The organism is Gordonia otitidis NBRC 100426 (genome assembly GCF_000248075.1).
Taxonomy (GTDB): Bacteria; Actinomycetota; Actinomycetes; order Mycobacteriales; family Mycobacteriaceae; genus Gordonia; species Gordonia otitidis.
This window is the reverse complement of the sequence record NZ_BAFB01000031.1, coordinates 1-16,285: the sequence shown is the minus strand read 5'-3', so window position 1 is coordinate 16,285 and position 16,285 is coordinate 1. Positions and strand designations below refer to the sequence as shown.

Annotated in this window: 14 protein-coding genes and 2 pseudogenes; 8 read left to right on the top strand and 8 right to left on the bottom strand. The window is 63.5% G+C overall.

The genetic code is table 11. The features are described 5' to 3' along the window. Window positions 1–4: 4 nt before the first annotated feature. The 7 genes from GOOTI_RS03265 to GOOTI_RS03235 all read right to left on the bottom strand — a co-directional run bounded on the left by GOOTI_RS03265 (window position 5) and on the right by GOOTI_RS03235 (window position 6,005). Entirely contained in the window at window positions 5–373 is a 369-nt protein-coding gene (locus GOOTI_RS03265; protein WP_007237130.1) for a hypothetical protein, read from the bottom strand. Beyond that, a complete protein-coding gene (locus tag GOOTI_RS03260; RefSeq protein WP_007237129.1) occupies window positions 370–1,155 on the bottom strand; it encodes an N-acyl homoserine lactonase family protein in 786 nt (261 codons plus the stop codon). Before GOOTI_RS03260 ends, GOOTI_RS03265 begins: the two co-directional genes overlap by 4 nt. Beyond that, a complete protein-coding gene (locus GOOTI_RS03255) occupies window positions 1,152–2,150 on the bottom strand; it encodes an alpha/beta fold hydrolase (RefSeq protein WP_007237128.1) in 999 nt (332 codons plus the stop codon). Before GOOTI_RS03255 ends, GOOTI_RS03260 begins: the two co-directional genes overlap by 4 nt. Beyond that, a complete protein-coding gene (locus GOOTI_RS03250) occupies window positions 2,147–3,358 on the bottom strand; it encodes a cytochrome P450 (protein ID WP_007237127.1) in 1,212 nt (403 codons plus the stop codon). Before GOOTI_RS03250 ends, GOOTI_RS03255 begins: the two co-directional genes overlap by 4 nt. Before the next feature lie 54 nt (window positions 3,359–3,412). Continuing rightward, a complete protein-coding gene (locus GOOTI_RS03245; protein ID WP_007237126.1) occupies window positions 3,413–4,258 on the bottom strand; it encodes an SDR family NAD(P)-dependent oxidoreductase in 846 nt (281 codons plus the stop codon). Next, a complete protein-coding gene (locus GOOTI_RS03240) occupies window positions 4,255–5,466 on the bottom strand; it encodes an FAD-dependent oxidoreductase (protein ID WP_007237125.1) in 1,212 nt (403 codons plus the stop codon). The genes GOOTI_RS03245 and GOOTI_RS03240 overlap by 4 nt, the downstream gene beginning before the upstream one ends. 62 nt (window positions 5,467–5,528) lie before the next feature. Continuing rightward, the gene (locus tag GOOTI_RS03235; RefSeq protein ID WP_007237124.1) at window positions 5,529–6,005 is read right to left on the bottom strand and encodes an MFS transporter; all 477 of its coding nucleotides are present in this window, start codon (window positions 6,003–6,005) and stop codon (window positions 5,529–5,531) included. Window positions 6,006–6,160: 155 nt separating this feature from the next. Here GOOTI_RS03235 and GOOTI_RS03230 point away from each other — a divergent pair, with 155 nt between their 5' ends. The 6 genes from GOOTI_RS03230 to GOOTI_RS25970 all read left to right on the top strand — a co-directional run bounded on the left by GOOTI_RS03230 (window position 6,161) and on the right by GOOTI_RS25970 (window position 13,281). After that, the gene (locus GOOTI_RS03230; RefSeq protein ID WP_007237123.1) at window positions 6,161–6,772 is read left to right on the top strand and encodes a TetR/AcrR family transcriptional regulator; all 612 of its coding nucleotides are present in this window, start codon (window positions 6,161–6,163) and stop codon (window positions 6,770–6,772) included. Window positions 6,773–6,883: 111 nt separating this feature from the next. Further along, window positions 6,884–8,377 (top strand): MFS transporter, encoded by a 1,494-nt coding sequence (locus GOOTI_RS24615; protein ID WP_007237122.1) that lies wholly within the window; start codon window positions 6,884–6,886, stop codon window positions 8,375–8,377. Window positions 8,378–8,474: 97 nt separating this feature from the next. After that, window positions 8,475–9,287 carry an SDR family NAD(P)-dependent oxidoreductase gene (locus GOOTI_RS03220; protein WP_007237121.1) on the top strand — a complete coding sequence of 271 codons (813 nt, stop codon included), beginning with the start codon at window positions 8,475–8,477 and terminating at the stop codon, window positions 9,285–9,287. 52 nt (window positions 9,288–9,339) lie between these two features. Next, window positions 9,340–10,524 (top strand): serine hydrolase domain-containing protein, encoded by a 1,185-nt coding sequence (locus tag GOOTI_RS03215; protein WP_227923927.1) that lies wholly within the window; start codon window positions 9,340–9,342, stop codon window positions 10,522–10,524. Between the two features lie 17 nt (window positions 10,525–10,541). Next, window positions 10,542–12,791 (top strand): cytochrome P450, encoded by a 2,250-nt coding sequence (locus GOOTI_RS03210; protein ID WP_007237119.1) that lies wholly within the window; start codon window positions 10,542–10,544, stop codon window positions 12,789–12,791. 322 nt (window positions 12,792–13,113) lie between these two features. Then, window positions 13,114–13,281, top strand: a complete 168-nt coding sequence (locus GOOTI_RS25970; protein WP_169315781.1) for a hypothetical protein — start codon at window positions 13,114–13,116, stop codon at window positions 13,279–13,281. A gap of 33 nt (window positions 13,282–13,314) precedes the next feature. Here the strand turns inward: GOOTI_RS25970 and GOOTI_RS03205 are convergent. Continuing rightward, window positions 13,315–13,815, bottom strand: a pseudogene (locus tag GOOTI_RS03205) (dioxygenase family protein); the annotation flags it as partial. Here GOOTI_RS03205 and GOOTI_RS03200 point away from each other — a divergent pair. After that, window positions 13,815–14,911 (top strand): annotated as a pseudogene (locus tag GOOTI_RS03200) (excinuclease ABC subunit UvrA); the annotation flags it as partial. The pseudogenes GOOTI_RS03205 and GOOTI_RS03200 overlap by 1 nt on opposite strands. Before the next feature lie 66 nt (window positions 14,912–14,977). Further along, a partial coding sequence (gene nhaA, locus GOOTI_RS03195; protein WP_083835833.1) for a Na+/H+ antiporter NhaA occupies window positions 14,978–16,285 on the top strand: 1,308 nt, incomplete at its 3' end.

The window sequence follows — 16,285 nt, the reverse complement described above, 5'->3', positions numbered from 1 at the left end:
TCCATCAGTGCACATCGATGACGTCCTGCAGCGGAACGGGACCACGCGACTCGAACTCTGCTGTCTGCCGAGCTAATTCCCGGGACAGGGTGTGGTCATCACCACGGTGCCGGGCGATCATCGCGCGGCGCGCCTTCGGGGCGACGTGGCAGAGCCCGGGAACGTCGGGGTTGTCGCGGCAGGCGATACTGCCGCCAGCGGGTGCGATCGCCGCGAGTCCCTCAGCACTGCGTTTCAGGCCGGCCGTGGTGTAGCGTCGCCGGCTTGGCCGGCCACAGTCGACACACGGGATCGTTGCCGGGGCCGGCAAAGTCAGCAGGGATTCGCCGAGCCAGCCGCAGTCGCCACAGCCGTAGTCGAACATCATCTTCATGACAGCGCGGCTCCGGCCCCGAAATCGACCCAGTCGCGTTCATCATGGCCGACCCAGATCCGCGCTTCTTCCCGCTTGGCCAACTGTTCCAGTGACACAAGACTGTGTCGTGCCTGATCGATGTCCCAGTCGGATGGATCGGGCGCTTTCCATTCGAGTGATTCGCGAAGGTGCGCGGCATCCCCGCTGAGCACGATGTTCTGCGACGGCAGTCGGACCAGTGCCGAGAGCTCACCCGGAGTGTGGCCGGGCGTGTGATGAATGACTATCGAGTCATCGCCGAAGAGGTCGTGGGTGGGAGTCGTGACCGTCGACCAGTCGAAGGCTTTGACCGTCGGCGTCGCGAAGTCGTCGGGCATGAACAGATGTGCCGACGCGGGCGACGGGTTCGCCGCCCACTGGAATTCGCCCGGCCCGGCGAAGAAGCGAGCATGCGGGAACAGGTACAGGCCCCCAGAGTGGTCGCTGTGCGTGTGCGACAGGATCACATGGGTCACGTCGCCGACAGAGAATCCGAGCTTCTCGATCTGCCGATCGATGCGCTGTTCTGGGGCCGCTGTGATCCAGTCCGATTCCGGCCGATCGCCGAAGAGGAGTCGCGGGTCATCGCACACCACGGGATTCATACCGGTGTCGAAGAGCACGAGCCCGCGATCGTGTTCGATCAAGAACGATGGCAGCGGGATGTCGACCGACCCCTGCGCTCCGATCACCAAGTGTTGCGCGTCGATGGTCATGCGAGGGGAATCCAAGCCCCAGAGACGAGTGGCGGTGGTTGTCATGTCGCTATCCGATCGGTAGAGGTGGCTGTGATGGCGATGTCGGCGAGAGTCTTCAGGACCAGATCGAACACGCGGTCGTTGCCAGCCTCGAACACGAGACCGTGTCCGTGTCCGGGTAACCCGTGCTCGGACAGAATGATCTGGGTGGCCGATAGACCGAGCGTGGACAGTCGGTCCGTAGTCTTCGCATCGATGTCGACGCGACCCGAGCCGGATCCGGTGAGCACGTACACCGAAGGCGGGGGAGTGCCGGGCTTCAGTGGGGGCAGCGGCGTCGCCGCGACACCGTAGGTCAGGGCGCCCCGCTCACCCATGTCCCGGTCGGGAGGCCCCAGCGGTTCCACCGAGATCACTGCCCGGACTAGCCCCGGACGGGACAAGGCGGCGATCCATCCGGCCGCCGCACCTGCGGAGTGCGTGACGAGGACGGAGGGGCCGATGACGTCGAGGAGGTCGGTGAGCCGCGCAGCGTCCTGCCGTTGCATCCAGGCGGTGTTGGTCGGCATGCCGTCGGCTGAAGCGACGAGCGCATCGATGGGGCCCGAGAACGCACGCGGTGGCAGATTATCTCGCGGCGCATCGCGGTTCCACGGCCAGCAGGAATCATCACCGAGAAACAACGCGGCAGCCTGTTCGTAGGTGGGCACCGGTGTGCGCGAACCCATTCGGTTCTCGTCGTACGTCGAACGGCCGTGGCCCGGGCGGTCGAGCAGATAGGCGGCCCACCCGCGGCGCACGGCGTGTCGGGCCCAGCCCTGCGCCGGACCGTAACCGAGCCAGTCCGTCGACTGTCCACCCCCGCCATGGACGAAAATCATCTGCGGCGGTAACCCCTCAGCCGGCGCCTCCCACTGCACGAATGCCGGCGCCACCTGCCGGGTACCGTCGGACTCCCGTTGAGAGTCCCCGGCCAGCCAGAACTCGCCGCGTCGCACGGTGACCGCAAGCGACGTGAGGTGAGGTGGGTTGTGCGGACCCGACTGTCCGTGGTTCATCGGGACTCCGGTGTCAGGCGCACCGGGACACGTTCGTGGCCGAATGCCTGATAGTTGATCGCTTGCACCGGTTCGCCGACGAGCTCGATGTTCTCTACCTTCTTCACCAACGCCCGCAACAGGGTTCGGGCCTCGAGTCGTGCCACGCCCTGACCCGCGCAGGTGTGGATGCCGAATCCGAAGGACAAGTGACCACCCTTCATATCTCGGTCGATTCGGAATTCGTCGGGCCGGTCGTACTGTCGAGGATCGCGGCCCGCCCCCAGCCACATGGTCAGTAGCTTCGCTCCTTCGGGGATGCGCACCCCTCCCAGGACGGTTTCCTTCTTTGCCCACCGGCCGCCGTAGCGGGAGGCCGGGTAGTAGCGGATCGCCTCTTCCCAGGCGTTGTCCACGAGGTCGGGGTCTGACCGCAGCTTCTGCCATTCGTCTGGGTTGTCGGCGAACGCGCGGATCATGCTGGCGATCGATGCGGTGGTCGTATCGAATCCGGCGGCGAAGATCGACTTGAGGATCTGCTGCGCCTCGACCTCGGTGATCTTGCCCTCCTCGGCCTCTTGGTAGAGCATCCACCCGATCGATCCCTCGCTTTGCAGATCTTTGGCGGTGTTGGTCTCCACCCACTCCATGCCCTCGGCCCCGCGGGCGAGTTTCTGGCGCTGGAGTTCGCTGTCGGGTCCGAACACGTTGAACACGGCGTCACCGAACTTCAACAACGCCTCCCGACCCTCGTCCGGGAGCCCGAGGACGTCGGGAAACACCTTGAGTACGTACGCGACCGACAGATCGCGAAAGGCGTCGATGTCCACCGGTCCGTCGGCGAGCAGCTGGTCGATCAGCTTCTCGGCGTACCCCACGAAGTACTGTTCGATCTTGGCGAGGTTCTCGTCGCTGAGTACCCTGAGCACTGCTCCTTTGGAGCGGGTGTGCTCGGGCGGGTCTTCGAGGATCAAGATCGTCGGGCGGAATGGCGACGGCGCGTAGAACGGCCGACTGGTCGACGAGAACGTGCGCGGGTCGCGTAGTGCCTTCCGGATCTCGGCAAACCGGGTGATCGCATAGTAGTCGTACTTCTTGACATAGACCACGGGTGCGAGTTCGCGACACCGACCGTCCATCTCGTGGACGTGATGCAGGGAATCGAGGGCGAACGGGTCATAGTCGGTTTCCGAGGCTTCGATGGTCTCGGCGGACACGGCGTGGGTCATGAGAGGTCCTTGGTCGGTGGGCTGGGCTGGGCAGGGGTTCGGTCGAGCGCGGCTCTACGTGCCGGCGGTCCGAGGGGTCGGTGCGACGCCGGTCGTCATCCACTCCAGGCGACGCCGCACTCCAGCCTGCGCACTGTCTGGATGAGTCAGGATGAAGAACTCGTTGTCGCGGATCGCGACGAGCACCTGTTCGGCGACCGCACTAGGCTCGAGGCCCACCTCGTCGGACAGTCGGGCAAGGTTGTCGATCACTGCGATTCGTTCGGGCTCGACTGCTTTGGGCACCGAACGGGGGCGGTTGCGTTCGGCGTCGGTCATGCGAGTCTTGACCGGGCCCGGTGCCAGCAACGACACCGAGACGGGGCTGTTGCGTGAGCGCAGTTCGATGTCGAGGCTCTCGGTGAGGCCGAGCACGGCGAACTTTGAGGCGCAGTAAGGAGTCATGGTCGGTGTGCCCGAATTGAACGCCGCCACCGATGCGGTATTGACGATGTGCGCCTCCTCCTGTTGTTCAAGGTAGGGCAGGAAGGTGCGACAGCCGTTCAGGACACCGAAGAAGTTCACGTCCATCACCCAGCGCCAGGCGCTTTCGGGAATCGCCAGAAAGGTGCCGCCCGTTTCCACGCCCGCGTTGTTGCACAGGATGTCCACGCGGCCGAAATGCTCGATGGTGGTCTCGGCCAGTGCCATGATGCTGTCCGCATCGCTGACATCGACTCGCACGCCCAACGCGGTGGCACCCCCGGCCGCGACTACGTCGGTGGCGCGGTCCAGAGCGTCCTGTTCGATATCGGCGATGACGACGCGCATCCCCTGCGCCGCAAAACGTTCCACCATGGCAAAGCCGATTCCGCTGGCTCCACCGGTGACGACGGCGGTCTTACCGACAAAGTCTTTCATCGCGCGACCCCTTCGGCCTCGAGCAGGGAGGGGGTCTCCAAGGACTTGACGAACATGAGCCGTTCCCGGGCGGCATCGGGATCGGTTTCGAGCCTGCGCAATCCACGCAGGGTTTCCTCGAGACTCGACGGGTCATCAGAGTGGTAGACAAGGCGTTTGTTCGCCGATGCCGTGGGACTGACCTGCTGGGTGAACACCCGATGTCGTTCGTCGGCGTAGCGGTCGAGGACCCGCGGGTCCGCGTGCCCGGTCATGACGGCGGCCAGCGACTCTTCGAGCACATAGGTGTCAAACAGGCCGCTGGTCAGGCCTAGGCCCCCGGTGGGGTTGGTCGCGTGGGCCGCGTCACCAGCCAGCAGGACCCGCCCGGCACGGAACTGCGTGGCGGCACGCTGGTGCATCCGATAGGGCGAGAACGCGGCGACTTCGGGCCGCTCGTCGGTCGGTAGTATGGCCGCGAAGAATGTCGGCATTCGTTCCGGCACAGTCTTTTCGGGGAGGTCTGCCGACTCGCAGTAGGTGTAACGCCACAGCCCTGTGGTCCCGGTGTTGTCGATCTTCGAGATGATGGCACCGTACACGTCATCGATCAGGTTGGTGGTCTGGCTGAAGCCATTGGTCTCGAATGGGTAGCGAATGTTGGTGGCGACGAATCGTTCTGGCCATGTGAAGCCCTCGAACTCGATGCCGAGTGAATGCCGGACGCGGCTGCCGGCGCCGTCGGCTCCGATCATCCAGGTTCCGGTGGCTTCGACTGGCCCGCCGTCGGTGTCGAACACGGCGGTCACGCTCTCGTCGTTCTGGCGGACATCGACCAGCGCGTGCCCCCAGTGCACAGTGGCGTTGTCGTGACGAGCCAGATGGTCGAGCGCGATCTCAGCTAGGCGGTGCTGGCCAAGGTGCAGGTTGTGGGGGTGGCTGACGAGGCCTTCGAGCACGGACAGCCCGTAGTTGATCTCCTCGCCGGTCTTGTGCACCTTGTAGGTGTAGTCCTGTTTGAGGAATCCGGCCGCGACGGCGTCGTCGTAAACCCCGAGGCGTTCGAGTCCATCGAGGACCGACCAGTGGTAGACCATTGCGCGGGGCGATTGCGTCACCGCGGTGTTGCGCTCGAACAGCTCGACTTGGATTCCGCGGCGCGCCAGGCCGAGCGCGTTGAGGACTCCGACGGGGCCGGCCCCGACGATGAGCACAGTTGGCTGGGTCATCAGTGATCCTTCATCGTTAGAGAAAATCTGCTAATTGCTTGTACTACAACACTTTTCATCGGTCATGCGATGGGTTCGGGAAAGTCGACGGGAACTTTCTGACCGTCATGGACGGCAACGCTTCGGTTCGATGCGACACGGGGGAGCCGGGTCAGGCAGAACATCGACACCACGAGCATCGCGGTCACCAGGACCGGTATCGAGAACACGGTGCCCGTGTAATGCAGCAGCATGGTCGCAGAACCCATGAGCAGCAACGTGATCACCAGCATCGGCTTGCGGCCGATCCGATCTCCGAAGTGGCCGAAGATCACCGCCCCCAGCGGTCGGGACACGTAATCAACGTCCATGGTGGCGAAGGCGGCCCGTGTGCAGCCAGATGAATCGGCCTCGGGAAAGAACACGTGCGGAAGCACGAGTGCGGCGGCGAAACCGTAAATCGAAAAGTCGTAGTACTCAATTGCGTTGCCGACGAGGCTCGCCGGCGCGACGGTGCATTTGGGCTCGGATTCCGCGACAGAGTGTGAAAGGTGGGACACGTAACCTCCCGGGTTGTGAGTGGTGTCACAAGCACCTGGACTGTGACGACCCTAGCTAACGCGGAACAGGCGGAGCAACATCGTCAGCATGGGTTGACACTCTCCGATATACGACATTCGTATGGGCTGGGTTGTTCCACGTTAGTCTGCTAGTCATGGTCGAGATCTCCGAACGCGTCTCCCGCGCCGAGCAGAAGCGACGCACCCGGTCCGCGCTGATCTATGCGGCCCGCGGCCTGTTCGTCGCCCAGGGCTACACCGCGACGACGGCAGATGCGATCGCGCGCGCCGCCCGCGTCTCGCGCGCCACGTTCTATCTGCATTTTCGGTCCAAGGCGGAGATCGTTCTCGAGCTGATGCACGATCTCGAGCCAGAGCTGCTCGCCGACTTCGGCAAGCTGAAATCTCTGGACGCCACAACAGAAGCGGCGCAAGAGTGGCTTCGTGGGCACGCGGCGATGTGGCGGCGGCACACCATGGAATTCACCGCGATGGAGCAGGCACTTGCCGACGAGGCGTCGGTAGCCGACGAGTGGTTTCGCTTCTACGGTCGCATCGCCGATTCGGTTCCTGAGCTGATTGTCCGCCTGCGTGAGGGCGGGGCGTCGGACGAACGAGCACGAGTTCGCCTCACCGCCGTAGCGATGACGATCGACCGCGCCTTCTATTTCGCGGTGGTGCGCGACAAGCCTGAGTTCTTCGAGCTCGTCGTGCCCGAGATCGCGGCCGCGATCGCCCAGCTCCTACGGGCCGCACCGGAGCGGTAGAAGAGGAGAATTTTCACTTGACGCTTGTCAAGTACGTTGAACTGCGGCATGCTGTGAGCCACCTCATACGCACACCACTCGGGTGTGCGTCCCCACTCGAGGATCAGCCACATGTCACAAACACTTCCTCCATACGAGAAGGACCGCTCACCGGTCTCCGGGGCCACGGTGCCCTGGCGCCGCGCCGGCCTGTTCATGGCCTTGACCTTCTCGGCCCTGCAAATGCTCAACGAGATCGGCACGATGATGGCGATCCCGCTCTACAACTCGATGAGCGCCTCACTGCACCTGTCGCCGGGTCAGGCCACTTGGGCGCTGCTGAGCACGACGATTTTCGGCGCCGCGACGATCGCGCTGCTCGCCAAGGCGGGTGACCAGTTCGGGCATCGTCGGCTCATGGTGTGGTGTCTGCTCGGTATCACGCTCGGGTACGTCATCTCGGCGCTGGCGCCGAGCTTTGCGATCCTGCTGGTCGGCCGTGCACTGACCGGCATCATGGCAGGTCAGGCACTGTGCATCGGAATCCTCAACGACCGGCTCACCGGCACCGACAAACGTAAGGCCATCGCGATCATCGCAGGGGGCCAGGCTATCGGCGTATTCTTTGGATTCGCTCTGGGTGGGTTACTGCTCGATCTCGGCGGCACGTGGCGCACCGCGTTCTGGGTCGGCGGCGCGCTGACCGTCGTCAGCCTCGTCGCATTCCTGCGCTGGGGCGCCGACTCCGACGCCGCACACAAACAGTTGGGGCATCGGCCGCACCTCGACGTCGTCGGCGTCTCATTGCTCGGCATCGGGCTGACCGTCATGTGCATCGGCATTGCGCAGTCCACCAGCTGGGGCGTGTGGAGTGCCCAAACCATCGGATTCGTGGTGATCGGCATTGTCGTGTTCGCGTTGTCGTTGGTGTGGGAATCACGAATCAAGGAGCCGCTGCTCGACGTGCGAGATCTCTTGGGCCGCAACCTGACGCCAGCCTACGTAGTATTCCTGACTCTCGGCGTCTGCGGCATGCTGCTGTTCAATCTGATGATGGCCTGGGCGCAGCTGCCAGCTCAGCTGGTCGGCTATGGACTCGGGTACACCCCATTGCGGGCCGCGTTCCTGTTCTTGCCCATGACCGTCGCCGGACTACTGGCCGCGAAGACCGTGCCTGCACTCGTGCATCGCTTCTCGGTAAACCACGCCCTGGTCGGCGGAGGCCTGGCGATGGGCATCGCGTTCCTGATCCTGCGCCTAGACCATCACAACGTCGGCATCGTATGCACCGCGATCTTCCTCTATGGGTTCGCCTACACCACACTGCTCTCCACTGCCATCTCAGTGATCGCGAGTGAAGCGCGGCACGGCAAAAGCGCGGGCACGGCGTCGCTCTACGTCGCGATGGCACTCTCCGCGTCGTCGCTGGGCGGCGCGATCTTCGCAGCGATCATCGCTGGCAACAGCTCCCTGGTCTCCGTGCCCGGCAGCTCGCCGATTCCGGTGCCCACCCCCGACGCCTTCGACATCGGTTTCACCATCGCGGCCGTCGCCGCCGTGGTCGCCGTCGCTGCCGGTGTCATCATCCGCCCCAATCGCCACATTGAAGTCACAGCGGGCCACTGATCGAAGTTTCACTAGACAGCTGTCAAGCGAATGAGTAACGTACCTCACATCCCCATTCCGCAATATCCATCAGCACAGCTAACCCTTTGGAGGACACATGCGATTTTCTGGCACCCCCGTATTCGTCACCGGCGCGGCATCCGGCATGGGCCTGGCCGTCGCCCGGGCCTTCCACGATGAAGGGGCAATCGTTTACGGAGCTGACATCTCAGACGAGGCGCTCAAGCGTTCCCTCGACGATCTACCCCGAGCGATTCCGCTCGCCTTCGACATCGCCGACAGCGCCGCCGTGAACGACGCGTTCACCCGAGTTCAGTCCGACCAGGGAACACTGGGTGTCCTCGTGAACGCGGCGGGTGTGAACGCACCCAACCGCGCCGCCCTCGAGGCCCTCAACGAGGAGAACTACCAGGGGTTCCTGGCGATGAAGGAAGGACGTCGCCACCACCCCGAGTTTCTCGAGACGATCACCGACGACGATTTCGATCGGGTACTCAGAATCAATCTGTACGGGACCTTCTACACGATGCGGGCGGCCACGCCGCTGCTGAAGGCCAACGGCGGCGGGGCCATCGTGAACTTCTCCTCGGCGGCGGCCCTGATGGGTGTGACCATGCCGGGCTATTACCCAGCGTCCAAGGCCGCCGTCCTCGGTCTTACCCGAGAAGCCGCAGTTGAGTTGGCGCCGTTCAACATTCGGGTCAACTCGCTGGCCCCTGGCGCCGTTGACACCCCGCTTTTCAGGCAGAGCGATCAGGAGTTCATCGACTTCCTGGTCGGCATGCAGCCGATCACGCGCACCGCCACGCCCGAAGAGGTCGCCAAGACCGTCCTGTTCCTCGCCAGCGAAGACGGCTCCTACTACACCGGCCAGACCATTTCGCCTTCTGGCGGACTGGTGATGCACTGAAAGATCCATCATGACAATCACTCTCACCGAACAATCGACCGCTCTCGACAACGTGACGATCGCCAGCGACGTCACTACCCGTACCGACATCGATTCCCGGGCGCTAGACCGACTCACTCAGGAGATCTGCCACGACATCGGCGCTGGCACCTACGACGGTGTCCAAGTGATCGTCGCGCGCGGCGGTGACATCGTGCTCGACGCCACCCTCGGCTGGGCCGATCGCGCCAACGATAAACTGCTGCAACCAGGATCAGTTTTCCGGGTGTTGTCGCTGACCAAGGCGTTCACCAACGCCATGGCGCTGCGGGCGATCGGCGAGGGGAAGCTCGCGCTGTCCACCCGAGTAGTCGATCTGATCCCCGAGTTCCTCGGCACCGACCCCTTTCATATGCTGCGCAAGGACAAGATCAACCTGGTCCATCTCCTCACGCACCGCTCGGGCATGCCGCCAACACCGAATCCCGGCCTCGGTCCGGACCGTTACGGTACGCTCGCCGACGTCATCGACGCGCTGTCCAGCGTGGACGTCCTGTTCGAGCCGGGCACCAACCTCAACTACGCGCCGGCGATCAATCATGCCCTGATGGGCGAGATGGTGCGCCGGGCCTATGGCGCGAACTCGTTCCGCGATCTGGCGCGGCAGTTGGTGTTCGACCCCCTCGGTATGACCGACACCGCTTTCGGTCTGCCGGATCGCCTGGCGGATCGTGCCGTGCCGCTCAAGGTCTATCTGCCCGAAGGTGGATTCCTGCAGCCCGAAGACATCGAGTGCCTCAACCGGTACATCACCGCGGACGCGGAGATGCCCTGGGTCGGGTCAGTGTCCACCGCGCGCGATGTGTTCGCCTTCGCCGAGATGATCCGCCGCCGGGGTGAACACCGCGGCGAGTACCTGCTGGCGCCGGCGATCGTCGACCAGGCAACGACGCTGCAGACCGGCGACATGCCCAACGACCTGTACGCCCAGATGGCGGCGGCACGTGGCTGGGAGATTCCGAACGGAAACTTCGGCCTGGGCTTTTCACTCTCCGGCACGGGAACCGCACCAAACTTCTTCGGCCCCTTCACCTCACCGCGTACCTACGGCAATTATGGGGCCGGTTCGTCGTTGTTCTGGGTTGACCCCGAGCGAGATCTGACGTTCGTCTTCCTCTCCGCTGGAGTCATGGAGGAGAGCGAGAACGTCGCGCGCTTCCAGAAACTGTCCACCATGGCCGTCGCGGCCGCACTCTGACCGAACGGAATCTGGTCATGACCAACACCATCCCGTCGGCGGCTCCCACCGGACGCTGCCCGGTCGCGCACGGTTTCGACGCCATGAGCGACGACTACTACATCGATCCCGCACAGCATTTCGCTCGTGTGCGGGACGAACGCCCGGTGTTCTGGTACCCGTGGCTCAACGCGTGGATCATCACCCGACGCGACGACGTGCTGCGCGTCCTCGGAGACTGGACCGAATTTTCGTCGTCGGGCAACACCGCCACCATCGAGGTACCCGAGAAGTATCGGGATATCGTCCCGCCGACCCTGATGTCGCTGATGATCGTCGGCATGGACCCCGATGGGCACACCCTTCATCGGGCAGTGGCACAACGCGGCTTCACCTCGGCCCGTATGGAGGAGCTGCGGCCAGAGATCGAAGAACGCGCCCACCGTATCCTGGACAAGCTAGAAGGGCGTGGCTCAGCCAACCTCATGGAGGACTACTGTCTAGAGCTGACCACGCAAACCCTCTGCGCCCACCTTGGTTTGGACTACGAGCACGACCTGATGATGCGGCGCCTCCGCGGTGCGATGGGTCGCGTCCTCTCCTCGGCGCAGGAGGAGATGCCTGCGGAGGTCGTCGACGAGGTCTGGTCGGTGTTCTCGTCTTCCTTCGCGGAGCTCTGCGCCATCGTCGAGCATCGTCGACAGCATCCAGGACGGGACTTCATCAGCGAGATGGCCGACGTCAAGGACAAGTCAGGCGGCTACGCAATGACCGTTCCCGAGGTCGCGCTCAAGGTGTGCGAACTCGCGCTCGCCGGTGCCGACACCACCGCCCAGGCGATGACCAATGCGGTCATCTTCCTGGCCGAGAAGCCACACTTCATCACCGAGGCGATCTCCGAGCCGTCGTTGTGGGCCAACGTGTTCGAGGAGACCGTCCGCCGGCGCCCGTCGTCACCGTTCGCCTCCCGAAAGGCGATGCGTGACATGGACATCAGTGGTGTGCAGATCAGCAAGGGAGACATGCTCTGGGTGTCGCTGGCGAGTGCGAACACCGATCCGGGTCACTATGAGAACCCATTCGAGTTCGACATCCACCGCCCTGACCCCGCTGATCACCTAGCGTTCACCCGAGGCCGACACACCTGCCTCGGCCAGTCACTCGCCCGAGTCCAGGGCGCCACCGGATTGAAGGTCCTGTTCGAGCGGTTGCCATCACTGCGGCCCGCACCGGACTTCCCACTCGACTTCGTCAAGATGGCGCTGCTGCCGGTTCGTACCAATCTTCCGGTCACCTGGGATCTCGACGACATCGAACGATCCAAGCGACTGGTCAAGCGAGAAATGAACCTGACGGTCATCGGGCGTGAGGATCTCGCCGACGGCGTGGTCGGTCTACGTCTGGCCCATCCCGACGGCGATGAGCTGCCCGCCTGGGATCCCGGTGCGCACGTCGACGTGCGCATTCCGGTCGACGGTGGCGAGGTCATCCGTCAGTACTCGCTCTCGTCGTCGCCGTCGCAGACCACCGAATGGCGGCTGGGGGTGCTGCGTGAATCGGCCGGCCGCGGATCACGCGCGGTGCACGATTCCGTCGGGGCCGGTGACCGAATTCGAGTCGGGTGGCCGCGCAACAACTTTCACCTCGAACCGTCTCCACGGTACATATTCGTCGCCGGCGGCATCGGGATCACCCCGATCCTGCCAATGATTGAAGAGGCCGATGCCGCAGGTGCCGACTGGACCCTGCACTACGGTGGTCGCGGCCGCGCATCGATGGCGTTCACCGACGAACTCCAGCACTACGGGGACCGGGTGATCATCACCCCGCAAGACGAGTGTGGCCTGCTCGATCTCGCTACCATTTTCGCCGAACCGCGGCGCGACACGCTCGTCTACGCGTGCGGTCCGGCACCGCTGCTCGACGCTCTCGACATCGCGTTGCAGTCGTGGCCCGCAGGTGCATTGCACACAGAGCGCTTCGCGCCCAAAACGATTGTGCTCGACGAACCCGACGTAGAATTCGAAGTGGAGTTCGCAGAATCCGGCATCGTCGCGTCGGTACCAGCGGGGACCTCCATCCTCGACGTTGCCGAACGAAACGGCGTCACGGCGCTCTCGTCATGCAAAGAGGGCACCTGCGGTACTTGCGAGACGCGGATGATCAGTGGCAGTGCCGATCATCGGGATTCCATCCTCACCCCAGAAGAGCAGGAGGCCAACCGGACCATGATGATCTGCGTGTCCCGCGCGGCGCACGGATGCGGCCGCATAGTGCTGGAGGCGTGACGGGCGGAGGTCGCTGGCTCGGTGTAGGTCGAATATTCAACCTAACCAAACTATTTCGCGGAAGTCCGATCCTGTCGGTGGTCGACGTTAGCGTGCGCGTGTTCGCTTGATGTCAGTCTGCCTCAACGTTCGACGACACGTCGCCGGCACAGTTGACTGTCGAGCAGTTGCGGGAGCAACCCGCCGAGTGTGCAGGTCAGGGTCACCGCGTTGACGGCCCGGTTCTTGGCACTACTCGGTGAGCTCGACGAGCGTGGCGGATGGGGCGGGGAAGGGACCGGGTCGCGCGCGAACTGCTCGCGCAGACTACGAACGCACCCCCATGGCGGGTAACTCCAACGTGTCCGAACGCTGTCCAGCGCTGCACACCGGACTCGCGCTGCTGCGGCGAGGAATTATGTTCAGTGGATACGACGGTGAGGTGCAGATCGTGCATTACGCGAGTGGCGTCGGTACCCGGGACGCGACCTCGGGTTGCGGCATGACGTAATTGATCTCCTCGGGTCCTTCGATCGTGAGTCGCTCAGGGGGTGGGTGCGAGCACAATGTCGAACTGGGCTCGCGCCCAACTCTGCGTTCCGAGATCTCGGCCATCCGGGGTAGGGGAGCCGGGTTCTTGCCGAACAAAGTCCTTGATGAGCGATTCCTTGACCCCGAACACTGTGTCGGAGGTGAGCAGTTCGTCTCCACGCACGAAGATATGGGTGACGAGCCTGCGCATACCGGGTGCGGTGACCATGAAGTGCAGGTGTGACGCCCGCATCGGCGACCGTCCGGTTGCGGCGAGCAGTCGGCCCACCGGCCCGTCATGCGGAATCGGGTAAGGGGTGGGAGTGAGCCCCCAGAAGCTGAATTGGCCTTTCTCGTCACTGAATAGGTGAGCCCGGCCCGAGACGCGCCCGTCGTCATACTGAACGTCGTAGAACCCGTCGTCGTCGGCTTCCCACACCTCGATCCTGGCGTTGGGGATGGGTTGGCCGCCGGTGTCGCGCACCGTGCCCTCGACCCAGCAGGGTTGACCGCTACCTTTTCGACACCACGTCCCCGAGCGAACCACCACGACGAGAACCCTCTCAATGGTTGTCCCTCAAAGGGATTGAGCGCAATAGCCTGCACGCCCTCGATGTGTTGATCCCAATCAAGGTGCTGACCGCGGTGACAGGCGTGTCGGGCTCAGGCAAGTCAAGTCTGGTCAGTCAGGCTCTTCCTGCGCTGATCAGTGAAGCACTGGGGCGCTCGACTCTTCCCACCGACACAGACGAGCACGCCGACGACACAGACCTGCTACTGGCTGGCGACCAGGGCACAGTGTCAGGGTATGTCGACGGGGGCTGGGCGGGCTTCGTCGCGTCGTGGTCATCGACCAACGACCCATCGGACGCACGCCGCGCTCCAACGTCGCCACCTATACCGGCATGTTCGACCGGGTGCGTAAATTGTTCGCCGCGACACCGCTGGCAAAAAGGCGCCACTACAAGCCCGGCAGGTTTTCCTTCAACGTCGCCGGCGGCCGTTGCCCGACGTGCGAAGGGGAAGGGTTCGTGATGATCGAACTGCTCTTCCTGCCCAGCGTCTACAGTCCCTGCCCCGACTGCCACGGCACCCGGTACACGCAGAGCACTCTGGAGGTCACCTGGCGCGATCGCAACATCGCCGACGTCCTTACCATGAGCATCGACGACGCACATACATTCTTCGTCGGCGAGGAGGAGATACTGCGGTCGCTCACTGTCCTTCGCGATGTCGGACTCGGCTATCTTCACCTAGGTCAGCCAGCCACCGAACTCTCCGGGGGAGAGGCCCAACGGGTGAAGCTCGCTTCCGAGCTGCAACGTGCCCACCGCGGTGACGCGCTGTACATCCTTGATGAGCCCACCGCAGGCCTTCATCCGGCCGACAGCGACCGTCTGCTCGAACACGTCCAAGGCCTCGTCACCGCTGGCAACACCGTGGTCATGGTGGAGTTGGATATGCGGGTTGTTGCGCAAGCCGACTACGTCATTGATCTCGGACCTGGAGCCGGCGCCGACGGGGGCAGCATCGTCGCTGCGGGCACACCAGAACACGTGGCCGCCGGCGCCGGCACAACAGCACCGTATCTCCGCGCGGCGCTCAGTTAATTACGGACACACTCAGTACTTCGCGTCCCTACGCCGACCATCCGACAATCCCATAGGACTCCACCGATGCCACACCAGCCACCATCGCCACAAGGACTTCTCCAGCGGGCCCGCTTCACCCTGCGCACCGAATCAGGCTCAGCAATGCTGACAGTGCTGGTCATCGTCGTCGCGTTGGTTTGGGCGAATTCGCCTGTCTCAGACACTTACAGCGAGTTTTGGCATCAAGATGTCGGGTTCAACATCGGCGCGATGCAACTTCACATGAGCCTTCGGCACTGGATCAACGACGGGCTGATGGCTGTGTTTTTCTTCCTCATTGGACTGGAGGTACGCCAAGAATTCGCCCACGGCACGTTGCGCGACCGCAGCCGTGTGCGATTGGCATTCATCGCTGGTGTGGCAGGTGTCTGCCTTCCTGCGGTGATCTATGCACTCGTTGTTCGCAGCGGCAGCGCACTGCAAGGCTGGGGAATCGTGGTGGGCACCGATACCGCGTTCATGCTCGGCGCTCTCGCGCTGGTCGGCCCACGCTTCTCCGGACAATTACGAATCTTCCTGCTCACCGTGACGGTCGTCGATGATTTTTTGGCAGTATCCATCATCGGCATTTTCTACAGCGACGAGATCAAGCTGCTTCCGCTCGCGATCGCGCTGGTATGTCTGGTGCTGGTGTGGCTACTCGGACGCGCACGCCAGTGGCGGGCAGCACCCTACGTCGTTGTCGTTATCGCCTTGTGGTTCAGCACTATTGAATCGGGCTTACATCCTTCGCTGACCGCGATGATCGCCGGGCTTCTCGTCCCGGCATACGCCACCCAACGCCACAAGGTGGTGGCTGCCCGCGAACTGTTCCGCGACTTCTGGCAATCCCCGAGTGCAGCGTCCAACCGCGCCGTCGCACGTGGACTGGCCAAAGGCACCTCAGTCAACGAACGCCTCCATGAGTTTCTCCGAACGCCTACGTCATTGATCGTGATCCCCGTGTTCGCGCTCGCCAATGCCGGTGTCGATCTGCGCGGTGGGGTGCTGAGCGACGCCCTGGGTTCAAAAGTCGCGTGGGGTGTGGTCCTCGGACTCGTTCTGGGCAAGCTTCTCGGTATCGCAATCGCGACCTACATTGCTGTCCGTTTGGGCGTCGGTCGTCTACCCCAAGGTGTCGGGATGGGCAGCGTGATGGGGGGTGCGGCTCTTAGCGGAATAGGGTTCACCGTGTCGCTGCTGATCATCGATCTGGCGTTCGGGGTGTCATCGCAGATGGGTGCAGAAGCGACAGTAGGCGTGCTCCTTGCGATGGTCCTCGCCACCCTGTTGGGTGCGGGTATTTTCCGGGTGGCGGCCGCCAGGTTTGGCGAACAAACAGCAGACCTGCGA